The sequence below is a fragment of the Thermococcus atlanticus genome (assembly GCF_054657855.1).
In genome coordinates, this window is sequence record NZ_BAAHXX010000001.1 from 1,587,171 (window position 1) to 1,602,287 (window position 15,117).

Below are 15,117 nucleotides of genomic sequence, written 5' to 3' on the forward strand. Positions count from 1 at the left end.
AACTGGAGGGGAGTTTTAAACCAAAGGTTGGCTCAGAACAAAGCGCCGTATTTGTAGAATATGCTGCACGTTCCTTCATAGGATACCATGCACGGCCCAACCGGATGGCGCGGGGTGCATTCCTTTCCGAAGAGCTTGCAGTCCGTAGGCAGGGCGAGACCCCTGAGAACAGCCCCGCAGAGGCAGCCCTTTTCAAGGTCCGGCAGCTTCGGAACCCCGACCCTGTAGATATTCCTGATATCAAGCTCCTTCCACTCCTCCCTGAGCTCCAGCCCGCTTGCCGGGATAACCCCCAGTGCCCTCCATTTGGCGTCCCTAACCTCGAAGAACCTGCCAATCAGCTCCTGAGCTTTTAAATTCCCCTCATATCTAACCGCCCTCGTGTATTCATTCTCGATCCTGGTTTCTCCTTTCCTTATCATTCTGAGGAGGAGCAGAACCCCCATAAGGAAATCAACCGGTTCAAAACCCGCAATGACCTGCGGAACCCCGTATTCCGTGGTTATATACTCCCAGCCCTTCACCCCTATTATCGTGGAGACGTGGCCCGGGTCGATGAGTCCATCGAAATTTGTGCCCTGTTTTACAAGGGCTTCAACGGCCGGAGGGGTTAAGCGGTGAACGGAGTAAATTTTAAAATTCTCCATCCCCTCCGCGGCAACCGCTTCGAGCATTCCGGCGGCTGGAGCGGTTGTTGTCTCAAAGCCGGGGGAGAAGTGGACGACCAGCTTGTCCGGATTTTCCCTCGCAAGTTTATAGGTGTCATAGATTGAATACACTATCCTGATGTCATAGCCCTCTCCTCTAAGGTCTGAAAAGCTCCCTCTGGGCGTTGGGATTTTATACATGTCGCCGAAGGTGGTCAGGATTATCTCCTCGCCTTCCTCCCTCGCCTTCCTCATTATCTCCTGCATCTTCACGATGTCCTCGACCGGAGTAATGCAGACGGGACAGCCCGGGCCGCTGACGATTTTAATGTTCTCCGGCAGGAGCGAGCGTATTCCGCTCCTCGTCACAGTATCCTCGTGCGTCCCGCACACGTGCATCAGCCGGACTTCCCGTCCTATCATCTCCGCCTCTCTCGTGATGGCCATTAAAATCCTCTGGGCCAGCTCCCGGTTCTCAAAGACCCTAAGATCAAGCATTTTCACTCCCCCAGAACCTGCATGATTTCCTCCCATGCCTTCAGGCTTTCGAGGGCCTGCTTTTCGTCGAGCTTTTCAATGGCGAAGCCTGTATGGACTATGACATAATCCCCCACCTTAACATCGGGGAGCAGGTCAAGTCTCGCCTCCCTCCTGATTCCTCCGAAATCCACTATGGCAACCTTACCCCTTATCTCAACAACTTTAGCGGGAACCGCAAGACACATTTTTTTCACCCCTGCTAAAAACTCGGGTCGGGCAAAAATAAACCTTTGGAAATATGATACTAAGGTTATAAACCACCATCATGTTTTTAATGTTCCGGGCATTAGAGCTACTGTCATGCGTGCCGCGGTGCTTGCCGGGGGAAAGTCAAAGCGCTTTGGGGCAAACAAGCTCCTCTACAGGATAGGGGGGAAGCCGCTTATCATGTATGCCATAGAGCGGCTCCTGCAGGCAGAGAGGGTTGAGGGTGTTTTTCTGGTCACCTCCGAAGAAAACGCAGGGAAGTTCAGGCATCTTGGGTTTGAGGTCATTACGGACGAGCTTTCAGCTGGGCCCATCGGCGGCGTTTATACAGCTCTGGCTGCAGGGGATGTTTTCATTGCCGCCGGAGACATGCCCACCATAGAACCCGGCCTTGTTGACTTCATAATCGAGCGATTTGCTGAAAGCGGGAGGATGGCATGTGTCCCCCTCTGGCCGAACGGCTACATAGAACCCCTTCATGCGGCATACTCCTGCAGGTTCAGGAGGGTTCTGGCCCGGAGAATAAAAAACGGAAGCTACGAGCTGAACAGGGCAGTGCGGGATGCTGATTCCTGTTACATCCCGATTGAGAACCTTCCTGAAAGGTGGAAGGAGAGCTTTTTCAATGTAAATAGAAAGGAAGACCTCAGAGCATTTTTGCGAGTATGACGCTTCTGCCGGTTATTGAGGGATTCAGGGATTTTACCGAATTGATGTCCTCCTCCCTTATTATGGTGCGCAGCCTCCTGAATCCGAGCTCCCCTGCCCTGCTTCCAATTATGAGGAGTGCCCCGGCAATGTCACCTCCCCATGCGTATGCCGTTGCTATATCTCCTCCAAAGAAGCTGCTCTCAAGGACGTAGTGGGTTTCGTTAAACCTGCCGCTCTCGAAGTACAGCCTGTCATCAACCCCGGCTATCCTGTCCCTGAAGGCCGTGAACCAGTGATCGTAGGAGCTCTGGAACTTTCCGAGAACCATCTCCTTCCTCTGAATTTCGTCCCATTTAAAGTCGCCTATCCGGATTTCTGCCCCTCCTGAAGGAAACCCTTCAAGGCTGAAATCCACCATAACCCCCCTGTGGATGATTTCCTTAATTCCAAGTTTTTCGTAGAATCCCATTGCCCCTTTGTCGGGGGTTACCGTCAGCATATCGCAGCCCTTTTCCCCCGCAATTTCTTCTGAAAAACCTATAAGAGCTTTCCCGATGCCCCTCCGCCTGAAGTCTTTATGGACTTCAATAACATCCAGATGGGCTATCCTGCGGGGCTCTCCGTCTACAGGTTCTTCGCTGATGAACAACTCGGCCTCCCCGACGATTTTCCCGCCAGCTTCAGCAACTATGGCCGTGTTCCCATCAAGCAGGAGGCTGTTTATATGCACGGCACAGCTCTCCACGCTCATCCACGGCCCGCCGTGGAGGTAGCGCTCAAGTATGCTGAGCTCTCCATACGTGGATTTTACCGTCCTCTTTCCATCTGCATAGTGATACCACTCCTCTATCCCGGAGCGGTGGGTTTCCGTGATTCCCTTCACGTCTTCGAGGGTTCCCTTTCTTATTCTAATCTCCATAATATCACCGGACTCATGCCTCGGCCTCGGTGAGGAACTCAAGGAGGTCAAGAAGCCGTCTGTCCTCGACCTTTGAGACGGCCTCGCTCGCCTTCTCAAGCCCGATTTCTCCATCCTTGTAAAGGGCTATCGCCTTAACCGCCTCGAAGAAGCTGGCCATCTCAGGTATTCCCCTGGAAAACATGTCCATGTTCTTGTATATCCTCTCAAAGTCGTTCTCCACCATGAGCTGCCAGATGACGTCTATGAAGGCATCAAATGCCACATCCTCGTATTCAAAGCCCTTGGCCTCAAGCATGGCATACAGGCACTCCTGAAGAGCCCCATCATAGTTGTCCTCTTCCTCAAAGATTTCCTCATATGCAAGATGCACCTGCGCCTTCAGGGAGGGCTTATCCCTGACCTGCCTTAAAACATCCGCCAGATCAGCTTTTGCCTCGCCTATATTTCCCATCTCAAACTTGATGTAACCCGTATATATCCTCACATGCAGGACTTCATCGCTTTTTCCCAGTTCTTCAAGGATTTCTTCAGCCTTTTTCATCAGCTCAAGCGCCTTTTCGTATTCCTGAAGCTCCTCGTGTATCAGTCCGAGGTTGTAGTAAACCTTTGCGATGTTTTCCATGTTTCCTTTTTCGGTTTCTTCCTCAAGCAGCTGTTCGTAGAGGCTCAGGCTTTTTTCAAATTCTCCGATGAGGAAATACAGGTCTGCAAGGTTGAACTTGGCCTCGAATGTATCCTCTTCCTCCGCCATCTTCTCAAATTCGCCTATCTTCTCAGTCTCAAGAAGCTCATGATAGTAATAAACAACGAGCTTGTACAGATCAAAATCCCTGAGCTCCAGAGCCAGCTTTTCAGCCCTTTCAAGGAGCTCTTTCAAATCTTCATCGCTCAGATCATCCACCCTGTAATACAGAAGGTTTGCAACCTTCTTTGTATCCTTCTCTTCTATTGCTTTGAGAATCTCCTCCATTTCCAGCACCTCATAATATCTTGGCTGTGCGGGTATTTAACTTTAGGTGTTCCGGCCTTCCCACGGGCAGGGCCTGTTAATGGGCCTCCACCAGTATCCCCTCAAAAGACCGTTCCCTCAGGGATAAAGCTTTTAAGTCCCATCCACGAAAGTAAGATGAGAATTATGAAAGGTGAGACCGATGAAAAAACTCCTGCCAGTACTGATGCTCCTTGTTCTCTCCCCGGTCGCCGCTTACAGCTTCACCTTCTCAGCGGACAGTTACAGCATCACTGAGAGCCCAACCTTTGCCTGGGCCGATACAGGCAACACCACCTTCAGATGGAACGGGTATATGCTCAACACCACCGATTACCTCTACTGGGCTGGAATCCTTGTTTCTGCTATGGGAAACTGCACATTCAGCAGTGAAGTTGGGCTTGTTGATGGCAGCGGGAAAAAGTTCCATGTGGGTTATGGCGAGGGGCCGGGGGCTAACGGAACGCTTTATCTCCTGATGTTTGAACCTGATCTCTATTCCAGACATTACAACCTCAGCAGGGGGCCATACACGTTCAACATAAGCCTCACGAAATCGGAGGACTGCGAGGTCATAGTGAAGAAATTCGTGTTTGTAACATCAAAAACCAACCCAAGGAACCTCCCGCTGAAGTTGGCCCCTCCCTCTGCACATCCCCAGGCAATCCGCTCATTTGAGTTTGCGAACAAAACCTACTGGAAAGAATTCGAGCTCAACTTCACCTACATATACAGGGGCGGCAACGAGGATGTTCTAACCGGCTGGAAGAGCGAGCCCTGCCCGATACTCAGCATCCATAACGGGAATGTCTGTCTGGCTGAAAAGTACTGTGAGTGTTATGGGGAAAACACATCGCTCTCACCCGGCATCTACAGGATGGGGGTGAAGTTCCAGAGGGGAAACCTGTCGGTCAGAATTCTCGGGAATGGAATCGTGTTTGAGAAGTCCATCCATGTCAGGCATCCAATATACCTCGCATCCCTCCGGGGGATCACCGGAAACGTGAGCTTCAGGGGTGTCGGGGGAAATCCCTCCGAGCTCTTTGAGACCTCCAGGGACAGAGACGGCAACCTGATTTTGGCCATTGCAGTCGCTATTGCCCTCGTAATCGCCATAAGGTGGAGGAGATGAGGCGGCTGGTTCTATGCGTCATCCTTTTTCTGCTTTTGATTCCCCCTGCTGATGCCTTTGAGCGCTCAAAGCTTATTGTGGGAAACTTTACGAATCCCATTCGCGCCGAAATTCCCCATGAATACCGGGCAGAGTGGATTGAGTTCATCTTTTCCTCAAATGAAACCTGCAATGCCTCCCCCACATACAGGGTCTATCAGCATGACCGGATTGTAAAAGAAGGCAGGGCAGAGCTCAGGTGGTTCGGAAATAGAACAACCATGACCGTCCCGCTGGAGCTTTATGACGAGTTCACCCTCTACCTGACCCCGAACTTCTCCTGTAAGGCCGTGCCTTTGGAATACAGAATTTTTGCGACCATTGACTTTAAGAGGCTCACCCGTCTTGAAGTTAAAACGGAAAAAGCCGTTAGAACCCAGTGGAAGGGCAAACCCGTTAAAAACCTGCCCCTGATGATAAATTTTAACATTTCAGGGGAGCTCCTCGGGATTGAGGCAGAGCTCTATGATTACAGGGGAAAACTCGCCCAGGCATCTTTAAGCTGGAACGGGGTGACAGAGAACTTCACGGTTCCCGTGGTGGACGGGAGGACATGGATTCCGGGCAAAAATGCGAGCGGAAAAGTCCTGCTGGGCATTGATGTATCTCCGAATGTCTTTGTGTCGGCAACAGCCTACTATCTGATCAGGAGGAGGCCTGTTAATGATGACCTGCTGTTTAAGGATGGCAATCTGATCAGGTTTGATTACCCTCTGGGCGGCATGATGTGGGATGAGGGGACTGTTGGGATGTGGTTCCGGCTGAATGGTGGAGACTCCGATGTTCTGGCTTTTGATTTTGGAAAGGAAAAGGTGTCAAAGCTGTACACCGATGGAGATAACCTCTGCGTCCTTATCTACCCTCCCTATGGATGGAGAACAAAGAGGTGTGTGCTCATTCCCGAGAAGAGGATTCACAACCTGCAGCTTTCACTAATCAGGAATCCCGATGGTACCCGACACCTTCATGTCCTGTTTGATGGCATGAGAATCTTTGAGAAGGAAGTAGATTCCGGCATAAGGCTCTGGTACCTCGGGGGTAAAGGCGTTGATGTCCTCAGCTTCGATGCCAGCCTCAGGAGGAATCCGGATTACTATGTCGTGCCATCTGATGAGAGAAAAACAGACATTGCCCTTGGGATATCGCTCCTCGCCATCGCCCTCTCGCTGCTGTGCCTGCTCAGGTTGAGGAGCGGGAAATGACTTTTAAACCCGTCATCCAATCTCAAATCATGCTTGAAGTTATCTTCCTCGGCACCGGCGGCATCATGCCCACAAAGGAAAGGAACGTTCCATCAATCGCCCTCAGATATAACGGTGAGATAATCCTGTTCGATGTAGGCGAGGGGACAATGAGGCAGCTCAATACGGCAAGGCTTAGCCCCATGAGGATTGAGAAAATCTTCATAACCCACTTCCACGGCGACCACTACCTCGGATTGATGGCCCTGATCCAGACCATGACCCTCTGGAAGAGGAAGAAACCGCTCCACATCTACGGGCCAAAATACACCTTCGAGTTCATCCAGAACTTCCTGAAGAGCGGATTTTTCAGGCCGGATTTTCCGATTCATGTGCACGAGCTTGGCGAGGCGAGGCTGAAGTTCGGGGGATATGAAATATGGAGCTTCAAGGTGGAACACGGCGTCCCCGCTCTGGGCTATGTTTTCAGAGAAAACGACCGGAGGGGGAAGTTCCTCCCGGAAAAGCTCGCTGAATACGGGCTTAGAGAGGGGCCGATTCTCGGAAAACTTGAGAGGGAGGGAACGATAGAGGTAGACGGCCGTGTAATCCGCCTGGAGGATGTCACAGGGCCAAAAAGGAGGGGGGTTAAGGTTGTTTATACAGGCGATACCGAGCCGTGCGAGCGGGTCAGGCTGTTCGGAGAAAAGGCTGATCTGCTCATCCATGAGGCCACCTATCTGAGCCCGGAGGACAGAGGGGAGAGCTATCATACGACCGTGGAGGAGGCATGCGGAATGGCCGAAAAAACAAAGGCAAAACTTTTAGCTCTCTTTCATCGGGCGCCGAGATACAGCTTTACCGAATACTCCTCCAGAGCGGAGGAAATCTGCGGGCACAGGTTTATAATACCCCGGGACTTTGATGTTGTGAGGCTGAGCGGTGAGGGCTATGAGCTATCTTCGGTACGTTAAGGTTATCGGGACGATGCATGTTTCGCCGGAGAGCAGGGAGAGAGTCAGGAGGCTCATTCTTGAGGAGAAACCCCACGGGATTGCCGTGGAGCTTGACAGGCCGAGGTTCCTCTCGATGAAATCAAAGCAGAGGATGGGTTTTGAGGAAGCATTGAAACTCGGGCGCAGGGGTTTTGTGGCATACCTCCTTGCCCGGGTAGAGGAGAAGCTGGGAGAAGAGTTCGGCATGATGCCCGGTGGGGAGATGGAGGAAGCCATAAATCTTGCGGAGGAACTGGGCATCCCCCTTTTTCTGATAGATGAGGATATCAGCCTGATAATGGCGAAGATTCTCAACGCGCCGGCGAGGGAAAAGCTTCTGCTCCTGCTTGAGAGCATGGCGGTTTTTATGCCCCTGGGGATGGGGGAAAGGAGAGATGTTGATGTTATGACTGAGTACAGGATGATGATGGTGCAGTTCAAAAGGAGGTATCCATATCTGCACCGCATTCTCGTGGAGGAGAGAAACGAAATCATGGCGAGGAATCTCATCTCCATTGTGGACTCCCTCAGGGAGCATGGAATTAAAAAGCCCCGGGTTATTGCGGTGGTCGGGCTTGGACACAAGGCGGGCATTGAGAGAATTCTCAACTCGAAAAAAGAGGTATCATCCGGTGAGTTGTATGTTTGAGGCTTGCTTAAGCGTATCCTCTGAGAGCATCAACACCCCATACACACTCAAAAAAGAAAAACGTTTTATAGGTTAATTGTAATGAAATTACGGTGGTTTCATGGAGCGCATGCATCTTGAGTGCCCCCTCTGCGGGGGAACGGATTTTAAGGTTGAGGAAGGAAAGCTCGACAGCAAATGGGGCTTTACGGCCCACAAAGTTAAGATAGTCATCTGCAGGAACTGCGGCTATGTTATGATGTTCTACAAGGGAAGGACAATCTGGGACTTCGACTGAGATGCCTAAGGGGTGGCAGGCACACCACAGCTGTCCGGGCTGATTTCGTTACATTTTCCTTTTAGTTCCCATAATGTTTTTGTTTGTGCATTTTGTTTGCCTGAATGTCCGTATGTGAGCAAGCTCCTAAAACTGACCTCCTCCCTGCCCTGAAGGGCGAGGGTTCCAACGAGCTAACCCCTCGCTATTGACGGGGAGGTTTGAGGGGTCTCCATCGGGAACCCTTTCAAGGGTTCCCTGAACCCCTCGGGGAGGGTCTTCCCCCAGTTACCCCTACCTGCCAGAGCAGGCAGGCTCGGGGTTATCGCTTCAAAGCCCCCCTCCAAACTCCAACTGCCCGAAGGACGCCCGTCATCCCCGCTCTGGCGGGGACACGATGAAAGCCCTCCAAGAGGGGCTTTCAGAGCTCTTACCACTCCAAAACTTAAAAGGCTTTCAGTGATTTGAAAGGCAGACTCAAGAATACTGCATCCCCTATGGCTTTCGGAAGGTAAATTCCCCCAAGAGCACCCCCGATATCTGATGGGAACAGGGTTACATTTATATTTCTTTCCCCCGACTCTTATCGGGGATGCTCATGGAGATAAAAGAAAGACTTGAGAAAATGCTTCGCGTGGAGATTATAGAGATTGAATACGGGGAGGATAAAATAACCGTTTATGTTCCCAGAGATCAGGTCAAGATAGCGGTTGGGAGCGGAGGAACGGCGGTCAAAGCCGCAGAGCTGGTTCTCGGCAGGAGGATTGAGGTGAAGGGTAGATGAACCCCCTGAGCCGGCAGCAGGAGCTTGAGGATCTGCTCGTGTCCTTTGTGGTTCTGGTATTTATATTCTCAAATTTTGAAGCCCGCCTCATACCCTACGTGATCCCGGTCGTGCTCACCGCCTTCGTCTTCCACGAACTTGCCCACCGGCAGGTGGCGAGGAAATATGGCTATGTCGCATTCTACAGAAGATGGGATATGGGTATAGCCCTCGCCTTAGGGATCGGCATACTGACAAAGCTCACCACGGGGCAGTCGTGGGTCTTCGCTGCTCTCGGGGCGGTTTATATCTACGCTCCATACCAGTTCTGGGATGACAGGGAGGCTTACGGCAGAATAAGCCTCTCCGGCCCGCTTACAAATATAGCCGTTGGAACAGCGGCCGGGCTCATTGCGAGGTACTATCTGACGCCATACACGATGCCGTGGGCGGTGCTGAGGTTCACCGCAAGCATAAACCTCTGGCTGGCATTTTTCAACCTCCTGCCGGTTCCGCCGCTTGATGGCTACAAAGTCCTCAGATGGAACAGCGGCTACTGGGCGGTGGCAATAGGGGCGGCGTATCTCCTCAGGAGCGTGCTTTAACGTTAAACACCCCCGGTGATATACAACGGGAAAAGTTAAATAGGCCTGGGGAAACTTTTACCCGGTGATGGTGATGGAGTACAAGATGCCTATTGGAGCCAGAATCAATCTTGAGACGGGTGTCATTCCGGGTGCAAAGAAGCTCGTAAGGCGTTTGAGCGACCTGAAGGGGTACTTCATCGACGGGGAGGCATACAATGAACTCCTCCGGGAAGACCCCGTTGTCTATGAGGTCTATGCAATTGAACAGGAAGAGAATGAGGGAGATTTGAACTTTGCCACCACAGTTCTCCACCCCGGGAAGGTTGGGAAGGAGTTCTTCTTCACAAAGGGCCACTACCACTCGAAGGCTGACAGGGCAGAGATATACTATGCCATAAAGGGCAGGGGAGGGATGCTCCTCCAGACACCGGAAGGCAGGGCGGAATGGGTTCCCATGGAGCCGGGAACGGTTGTGTATGTGCCGCCGTACTGGGCCCACAGGACGGTCAACACGGGCAGCGAGCCCTTCATATTCCTCGCAGTGTATCCTGCTGATGCCGGCCACGACTACGGCAGCATAAAGGACAGGGGCTTCTCAAAGCTCGTCATCGAGGAAGGAGGAGAAGTGAGGGTTGTGGATAATCCGCGGTGGAAGGCCTGAGCAGGACTGTTTCCTATTTTTTGTTCATTCCTGTATTTCTGGCTGGATGCGTTCTCTGTATACTCACGGTATACCACAACTTTTATTAGCCCTCCACCATACAACACTCCCGGTGATACTGATGTGGGATGGGCTGTATTCCAGAGCTTTGGAGAGAGCAAAGGGAGCACTCCCGGGTATGGGAAGGATTCTGCTGGCATACAACACCAACATTGATGCTGTGAAGTATCTGGATCCTCACGATCTGGAGGGGAGAATTGAAAGAGCAGGAAGGGATGAGGTTCTCAGGTACAGCGAAGAACTGCCTGATAGAATAAGGGAGATTCCACACCTCCTTGGAGGAATACTGTGGAGCATTAAAAGGGGGAAGGCGGCAGAGCTCTTTGTTGAGAATATGCACGTAAGGCAGTACATGAGGGAGTGGGGCTGGAATGAGCTCAGGATGGGGGGACAGGTCGGAATAATGGCGAATCTCCTTGGAGGGGTTTACGGCATCCCGGTCATAGCCCACGTCCCCCAGATTTCAGAGCTGCAGGCCAATCTGTTCAAGGACGGCCCGATTTATGTTCCAAAGGTTGAAAAGGGCATTCTCAAATTCGTCCATCCAAAGAAGTTCAGCGGGGATGAGGAGAGCCTTACACATTACATCTACGAATTCCCGAGGGGGTTTGAGGTTCTTGGAATCAGGGCCCCGAGGGAGAACAGGTTCATAGGTTCGGCCGATGACTACAATCCAAACCTGTACATAAGGCCCGAGTTCAGGGAGAACTTCGAGGAAATAGCTGAAATGGTGCAGCTGGCCATAATAAGCGGACTGCAGGCCCTGACAAAGGAAAATTACGCCGGGCCTTTTGAGGAAATTGAAAGACATCTGGAGATTCTGAATGAAAGGGGAATACCGGTCCATCTTGAATTTGCATTTACACCGGATGAGACCGTCAGGAGGAAGCTCGTTGATATCCTCGGTAAATTCACGAGCGTCGGTCTGAACGAGGTTGAACTCGCCTCCGTGATGGAGGTGCTTGGGGAAAAAGAGCTCGCGGAACTTTTGCTCGCCCACGACCCGGTTGACCCCCTGGCGGTTGTTGGGGCCATGAAGAAGCTCGCCGAGGTCACGGGGGTCAGGAGGATACACTTCCACACCTACGGCTATTACATCGCCCTCACATCATACACCGGAGAGCACATCAGAGATTCACTCCTGTTTGCCGCTCTTGCCGCAGCTGCCAAGGCAAAGCTCGGGGACGTGAGGAATCTGGAGGATGTCGGCAGGGCCCTTGATGTTCCGGTGAATGAAAAAGCGGTGGATGTTGAGGGCAGGCTGAAGGAGGAATTCGGCCTTAAGGAGGGAATCGCCAGAGTTGAGGAAGGACAGCTGAGCTTCGTTCCAACGAAGATAGTTGCGAGGCCAAAGAGCACCGTGGGAATCGGCGACACAATTTCGAGCTCTGCCTTCGTGTGCGAGTTTGCCCTGAGGGGATAACCCCGGGCAAATTTTATATACCTTTAGTTACTAACCTCCTTCGGGTCTTTATTGATTTTAGGGGCCTGTATGTGCTTTAATCAGTTTTAGCGATTGGAGGTGATTTTATGCTTTTGGAAGCTCCCGTTTACAAGGAGCTGTTTGGAGCAATTGAGATTTACGAGGTCCAGAAGGTTATAAAGCTGGACACACAGACGAAGGATGTTGGGAGCTTTACGGTCAAAAACGTCCCGAGGGAGGATATCTACCGCATTCTGGAGGATATAGCCATAGTTGTCCCGATGAAGAACGAGAAGCTTCAGCTCGTCGATGGAGTGCTCAAGGCAATACCGCATCAGTGCCCTATTATCATTGTCTCGAACAGCAAACGTGAAGGGCCCAACCTGTTCAAACAGGAGGTCGACCTCGTGAAGCACTTCTACAACCTGACCCACTCAAAGATAGTTATGATACATCAGAAGGATGCGGGCATAGCAAGGGCATTCAGGGAGGTCGGCTACACGGATATCTTTGATGAGAAAGGGAATGTGAGGGGGGGCAAAGGTGAGGGAATGCTCATAGGAATCCTCCTGGCCAAGGCCCTCGGAGTGAAGTATGTGGGCTTTGTTGATGCCGACAACTACATCCCCGGTGCCGTCAATGAGTACGTTAAGGACTATGCCGCGGGCTTCCTGATGAGCGAGAGCGATTACTCGATGGTGAGGCTGAGCTGGAGGCACAAGCCCAAGGTTAGCAAGAGGGGGCTCTACTTCAGGAAGTGGGGGAGGGTTAGCGAGATTACAAACAGGTACATGAACGCCCTCTTCGGGGCCGGAACGAATTTTGAGACGAACATCATAGTCACCGGAAACGCGGGGGAGCATGCCATGACGCTTAAACTCGCCGAGATACTGCCCTTCTCAACGGGATACTCAATAGAGCCCTTCGAGCTGGTCTACCTCTTCGAGCGCTTTGGGAAGTGGGAGGGAATTGAGGAGTACGCGGAGGTCTATGATCAGGGGATAGAGATATTCCAGATAGAAACCCTAAACCCGCACTTCCATGAGGAGAAGGGACAGGAGCATGTGGCAGACATGATTCTGAGCTCACTGGGCGTTATATACCACTCAAAGCTGGCCACGGCCGGCCTGAAGAAGCGCATCCTTGAAGACCTCAGGCTGCACGGTCTGCTTGGTGAGAAGGAGGAGCCACCTAAACCCAGGGTGATGACCCCCATCAGGGAGATAGACGCGGATAGGTGGATCCGCATCCTTGAGGACAGTGCTGAGACGCTCTTCAAATTCGAAGTGTGAGGGGATGCCATGAGGGTTATCTTCCTTGATCTGGACAGGACGCTCATAGGGGAGGACTATTCGCCCGAACCCGCAGGCCACATAGTTGACTGGCTGAAGAATAAAGGCTTCGAGATAGTCTTCAATTCGTCAAAAACCCGGGCGGAGCAGGAGTACTACAGAAAAGCCCTCGGAATTGAGGCTCCTTTCATAGTTGAAAACGGAAGCGCCGTTTATATTCCTGAGGGATATTTCGATTTTGAGGTTCCCGGCCTCAGGAGGGATTCCCACATTGTCATTGAGCTTGGGGAGAAATACGGGGTGATAAAGAGTGCCCTTGATGCAGTATCCGGCGAGTTCGGGCTGAAATACTACGGAAACTCGACCCTTGAGGAGGTCGTGGGCTTTACTGGACTGCCAAAAAGGCTTGCCGTGCTCGCAATGAAGAGGGAATACTCGGAGACTGTCTTCCTGTGGAAAAAGGAGGGTTTTGCGGAAAGGCTGAAAAACCTGAAGGTGTCCCGCGGAAGCCGCTTTTTCAGCGTGCACGGAGACACTGACAAGGGAAAGGCCGCACGTGTCTTGCTCTCCCTCTACAGAAGGCTCGGGAATGTTGAGAGCTACGCCGTTGGAGACGCCCCCAACGACATCCCTCTCCTGAATGCAGTTGACCACCCGTATATCGTGGGCACGCTCACCCATCCGGGGGATAAAAATATTAAAAATATAAGGTCAATCGAGGAACTAAAGGAGGTGATATTATGAAAACGCTGATACTGGCCGGAGGAAAGGGTACCCGTCTGTGGCCGCTCAGCAGAGAGCTCATGCCGAAGCAGTTCATAAAGATCTTCGATGACACCTCCCTATTTCAGAAAACCGTGAGGAGGGCCCTGCTTTTCTCAAAGCCAAAGGAAATATTCGTGGTAACCAACAGGGAGTACAGATTCAGGGTTCTTGATGAGCTCAGGGACATGGGCGTTGAGCTCCCTGAGGACAACATCCTGCTCGAACCTGTCGGGAAGAACACACTGCCGGCAATTTACTGGGGCCTGAAAACAGTGCATGAAAACTTCGGAAAATCAAAGGTCGCTGTTCTGCCTTCGGATCATCTTATTGATGCAAATGAGAGGTATGTTGAAGCATTTAAGACAGCCGAGAAGCTCGCTGAGGATTATTTTGTAACTTTCGGTATAAAGCCCACAAAGCCCCATACAGGCTACGGTTACATAAGACCCGGAGAAAAGCTGGAAGGCGGATATAAAGTCGCGGAGTTCAAGGAAAAGCCTGATTTCGAGACCGCAAAGCGCTATGTGGAGGAGGGCTACTACTGGAACAGCGGAATGTTCATGTTCGACACGGAGCTCTTCATCGAGGATGTGAGAAACCTTGCCCCGGAGGTGTACAGCGCATTTGAGGAAGCAGGGAGCATTGAGGAGGCCTATGAGATTGTCCCGGATATAAGCGTTGACTATGGCATCATGGAGAAAACCGCGAGGGCCGCCGTTGTCCCGCTCAACGTCTACTGGAACGACCTCGGGAGCTTTGATGCAATATACGATGCCTTTGAAAAGGATGAAGGCGGAAACGCAGTTAAGGTCAGGGGGCTTAAGGCGGGATATGTTGGCATAGACTCAAAAAGCAACCTCATAATGACGGAGCGCCTGACCGCAACGGTCGGGGTGAGTGATCTGGTAATAATCGACACAGGGGATGCCCTGCTCGTTGCCCACAGGGGGGAGACCCAGAAGGTTAAAGAGGTCTACAGGAGGCTCAAGGAGAGGGGCGATGAGAGGGTCATTGTGCACAGAACGGCCTACAGACCGTGGGGAAGCTACACCGTCCTTGAAGAGGGGGATCGCTACAAGATAAAGCGCCTGACAGTTCTGCCAGGCAAAAAGCTCTCGCTTCAGATGCACTACCACAGGAGCGAGCACTGGGTTGTTGTCAGGGGGACGGCAAAGGTTATCCTAGAAGACAGGGAAATCCTTCTGAGGCCCGGAGAGAGCACCTTTATCCCGGCAGGCGTCAGACACCGGCTTGAAAATCCGGGCAGGGTCGTCCTTGAGGTTATAGAAACCCAGATAGGGGAGTATCTCGGTGAGGACGACATAGTTCGCTTTGATGACGAGTTTGGGAGGGTCTAAG

18 protein-coding genes are annotated in these 15,117 nt (G+C 51.9%); 13 read left to right on the forward strand and 5 right to left on the reverse strand.

All coding sequences use genetic code 11. The annotated features are described in order from the left end of the window. Positions 1 to 32: 32 nt before the first annotated feature. Both hypD and ACYQ27_RS08475 read right to left on the reverse strand, forming a co-directional pair. Entirely contained in the window at positions 33 to 1,145 is a 1,113-nt protein-coding gene (gene hypD, locus ACYQ27_RS08470) for a hydrogenase formation protein HypD (RefSeq protein ID WP_456452122.1), read from the reverse strand. 2 nt (positions 1,146 to 1,147) lie between these two features. Continuing rightward, a complete protein-coding gene (locus ACYQ27_RS08475) occupies positions 1,148 to 1,372 on the reverse strand; it encodes a HypC/HybG/HupF family hydrogenase formation chaperone (protein WP_456394756.1) in 225 nt (74 codons plus the stop codon). A 115-nt stretch (positions 1,373 to 1,487) separates the two neighbouring features. Between ACYQ27_RS08475 and mobA the strand changes: the two genes are divergently transcribed. Continuing rightward, positions 1,488 to 2,063, forward strand: coding sequence for a molybdenum cofactor guanylyltransferase MobA (gene mobA, locus ACYQ27_RS08480; RefSeq protein WP_456452124.1), 576 nt, complete (start codon positions 1,488 to 1,490; stop codon positions 2,061 to 2,063). On the opposite strand, the gene ACYQ27_RS08485 is transcribed toward mobA, so the two are convergent. Further along, positions 2,041 to 2,964, reverse strand: a complete 924-nt coding sequence (locus ACYQ27_RS08485; RefSeq protein ID WP_456452126.1) for a GNAT family N-acetyltransferase — start codon at positions 2,962 to 2,964, stop codon at positions 2,041 to 2,043. The two genes, mobA and ACYQ27_RS08485, sit on opposite strands and share 23 nt — an antisense overlap. Before the next feature lie 13 nt (positions 2,965 to 2,977). Then, positions 2,978 to 3,937 carry a tetratricopeptide repeat protein gene (locus tag ACYQ27_RS08490; RefSeq protein ID WP_456394759.1) on the reverse strand — a complete coding sequence of 320 codons (960 nt, stop codon included), beginning with the start codon at positions 3,935 to 3,937 and terminating at the stop codon, positions 2,978 to 2,980. A gap of 181 nt (positions 3,938 to 4,118) precedes the next feature. Between ACYQ27_RS08490 and ACYQ27_RS08495 the strand changes: the two genes are divergently transcribed. From ACYQ27_RS08495 to ACYQ27_RS08515, 5 genes are all read left to right on the forward strand, one after another. Then, positions 4,119 to 5,087, forward strand: coding sequence for a hypothetical protein (locus ACYQ27_RS08495; protein ID WP_456452128.1), 969 nt, complete (start codon positions 4,119 to 4,121; stop codon positions 5,085 to 5,087). Continuing rightward, on the forward strand, positions 5,084 to 6,328 hold the full coding sequence (locus tag ACYQ27_RS08500; RefSeq protein WP_460041475.1) for a hypothetical protein: 1,245 nt from the start codon (positions 5,084 to 5,086) through the stop codon (positions 6,326 to 6,328). The genes ACYQ27_RS08495 and ACYQ27_RS08500 overlap by 4 nt, the downstream gene beginning before the upstream one ends. 29 nt (positions 6,329 to 6,357) lie before the next feature. After that, complete coding sequence (locus ACYQ27_RS08505) at positions 6,358 to 7,281, forward strand: ribonuclease Z (RefSeq protein ID WP_460041476.1); 924 nt, start codon at positions 6,358 to 6,360, stop codon at positions 7,279 to 7,281. Continuing rightward, complete coding sequence (locus tag ACYQ27_RS08510; protein ID WP_456452134.1) at positions 7,259 to 7,951, forward strand: TraB domain-containing protein; 693 nt, start codon at positions 7,259 to 7,261, stop codon at positions 7,949 to 7,951. The genes ACYQ27_RS08505 and ACYQ27_RS08510 overlap by 23 nt, the downstream gene beginning before the upstream one ends. Positions 7,952 to 8,051: 100 nt before the next feature. Beyond that, a complete protein-coding gene (locus ACYQ27_RS08515; RefSeq protein ID WP_456394764.1) occupies positions 8,052 to 8,228 on the forward strand; it encodes a zinc ribbon domain-containing protein in 177 nt (58 codons plus the stop codon). A gap of 173 nt (positions 8,229 to 8,401) precedes the next feature. Here ACYQ27_RS08515 and ACYQ27_RS08520 read toward each other — a convergent pair whose 3' ends face one another. Further along, a complete protein-coding gene (locus ACYQ27_RS08520; RefSeq protein ID WP_460041477.1) occupies positions 8,402 to 8,644 on the reverse strand; it encodes a hypothetical protein in 243 nt (80 codons plus the stop codon). Positions 8,645 to 8,799: 155 nt separating this feature from the next. Here ACYQ27_RS08520 and ACYQ27_RS08525 point away from each other — a divergent pair, with 155 nt between their 5' ends. The 7 genes from ACYQ27_RS08525 to ACYQ27_RS08555 all read left to right on the forward strand — a co-directional run bounded on the left by ACYQ27_RS08525 (position 8,800) and on the right by ACYQ27_RS08555 (position 15,116). Next, positions 8,800 to 8,991: a KH domain-containing protein gene (locus ACYQ27_RS08525; RefSeq protein ID WP_456394765.1), complete on the forward strand. Its 192-nt coding sequence runs from the start codon at positions 8,800 to 8,802 to the stop codon at positions 8,989 to 8,991. Beyond that, positions 8,988 to 9,575: a site-2 protease family protein gene (locus ACYQ27_RS08530; RefSeq protein ID WP_460041478.1), complete on the forward strand. Its 588-nt coding sequence runs from the start codon at positions 8,988 to 8,990 to the stop codon at positions 9,573 to 9,575. Before ACYQ27_RS08525 ends, ACYQ27_RS08530 begins: the two co-directional genes overlap by 4 nt. A 73-nt stretch (positions 9,576 to 9,648) precedes the next feature. After that, the gene (locus ACYQ27_RS08535; protein ID WP_456453999.1) at positions 9,649 to 10,218 is read left to right on the forward strand and encodes a glucose-6-phosphate isomerase; all 570 of its coding nucleotides are present in this window, start codon (positions 9,649 to 9,651) and stop codon (positions 10,216 to 10,218) included. Between the two features lie 115 nt (positions 10,219 to 10,333). Continuing rightward, entirely contained in the window at positions 10,334 to 11,701 is a 1,368-nt protein-coding gene (locus tag ACYQ27_RS08540; protein ID WP_460041848.1) for an ADP-specific glucokinase, read from the forward strand. A 107-nt stretch (positions 11,702 to 11,808) separates the two neighbouring features. After that, complete coding sequence (mpgS, locus tag ACYQ27_RS08545; protein ID WP_456453992.1) at positions 11,809 to 12,993, forward strand: mannosyl-3-phosphoglycerate synthase; 1,185 nt, start codon at positions 11,809 to 11,811, stop codon at positions 12,991 to 12,993. 9 nt (positions 12,994 to 13,002) lie between these two features. Beyond that, on the forward strand, positions 13,003 to 13,737 hold the full coding sequence (mpgP, locus tag ACYQ27_RS08550; protein WP_456453991.1) for a mannosyl-3-phosphoglycerate phosphatase: 735 nt from the start codon (positions 13,003 to 13,005) through the stop codon (positions 13,735 to 13,737). Continuing rightward, complete coding sequence (locus ACYQ27_RS08555) at positions 13,734 to 15,116, forward strand: mannose-1-phosphate guanylyltransferase/mannose-6-phosphate isomerase (RefSeq protein WP_456453990.1); 1,383 nt, start codon at positions 13,734 to 13,736, stop codon at positions 15,114 to 15,116. Before mpgP ends, ACYQ27_RS08555 begins: the two co-directional genes overlap by 4 nt. The last annotated feature ends 1 nt before the right edge of the window (position 15,117 follow it).

Bases quoted from the DNA above. Each gene is read 5' to 3' on its own strand.
- hypD (WP_456452122.1), bottom strand. From the start codon at position 1,145: ATGCTTGATCTTAGGGTCTTTGAGAACCGGGAGCTGGCCCAGAGGATT.
- ACYQ27_RS08495 (WP_456452128.1), top strand. From the start codon at position 4,119: ATGAAAAAACTCCTGCCAGTACTGATGCTCCTTGTTCTCTCCCCGGTC.
- ACYQ27_RS08555 (WP_456453990.1), top strand. From the start codon at position 13,734: ATGAAAACGCTGATACTGGCCGGAGGAAAGGGTACCCGTCTGTGGCCG.
- ACYQ27_RS08505 (WP_460041476.1), top strand. From the start codon at position 6,358: ATGCTTGAAGTTATCTTCCTCGGCACCGGCGGCATCATGCCCACAAAG.
- ACYQ27_RS08510 (WP_456452134.1), top strand. From the start codon at position 7,259: ATGAGCTATCTTCGGTACGTTAAGGTTATCGGGACGATGCATGTTTCG.
- mpgS (WP_456453992.1), top strand. From the start codon at position 11,809: ATGCTTTTGGAAGCTCCCGTTTACAAGGAGCTGTTTGGAGCAATTGAG.
- ACYQ27_RS08500 (WP_460041475.1), top strand. From the start codon at position 5,084: ATGAGGCGGCTGGTTCTATGCGTCATCCTTTTTCTGCTTTTGATTCCC.
- mpgP (WP_456453991.1), top strand. From the start codon at position 13,003: ATGAGGGTTATCTTCCTTGATCTGGACAGGACGCTCATAGGGGAGGAC.
- mobA (WP_456452124.1), top strand. From the start codon at position 1,488: ATGCGTGCCGCGGTGCTTGCCGGGGGAAAGTCAAAGCGCTTTGGGGCA.
- ACYQ27_RS08525 (WP_456394765.1), top strand. From the start codon at position 8,800: ATGCTCATGGAGATAAAAGAAAGACTTGAGAAAATGCTTCGCGTGGAG.
- ACYQ27_RS08515 (WP_456394764.1), top strand. From the start codon at position 8,052: ATGGAGCGCATGCATCTTGAGTGCCCCCTCTGCGGGGGAACGGATTTT.
- ACYQ27_RS08485 (WP_456452126.1), bottom strand. From the start codon at position 2,964: ATGGAGATTAGAATAAGAAAGGGAACCCTCGAAGACGTGAAGGGAATC.
- ACYQ27_RS08535 (WP_456453999.1), top strand. From the start codon at position 9,649: ATGGAGTACAAGATGCCTATTGGAGCCAGAATCAATCTTGAGACGGGT.
- ACYQ27_RS08490 (WP_456394759.1), bottom strand. From the start codon at position 3,937: ATGGAGGAGATTCTCAAAGCAATAGAAGAGAAGGATACAAAGAAGGTT.
- ACYQ27_RS08530 (WP_460041478.1), top strand. From the start codon at position 8,988: ATGAACCCCCTGAGCCGGCAGCAGGAGCTTGAGGATCTGCTCGTGTCC.
- ACYQ27_RS08475 (WP_456394756.1), bottom strand. From the start codon at position 1,372: ATGTGTCTTGCGGTTCCCGCTAAAGTTGTTGAGATAAGGGGTAAGGTT.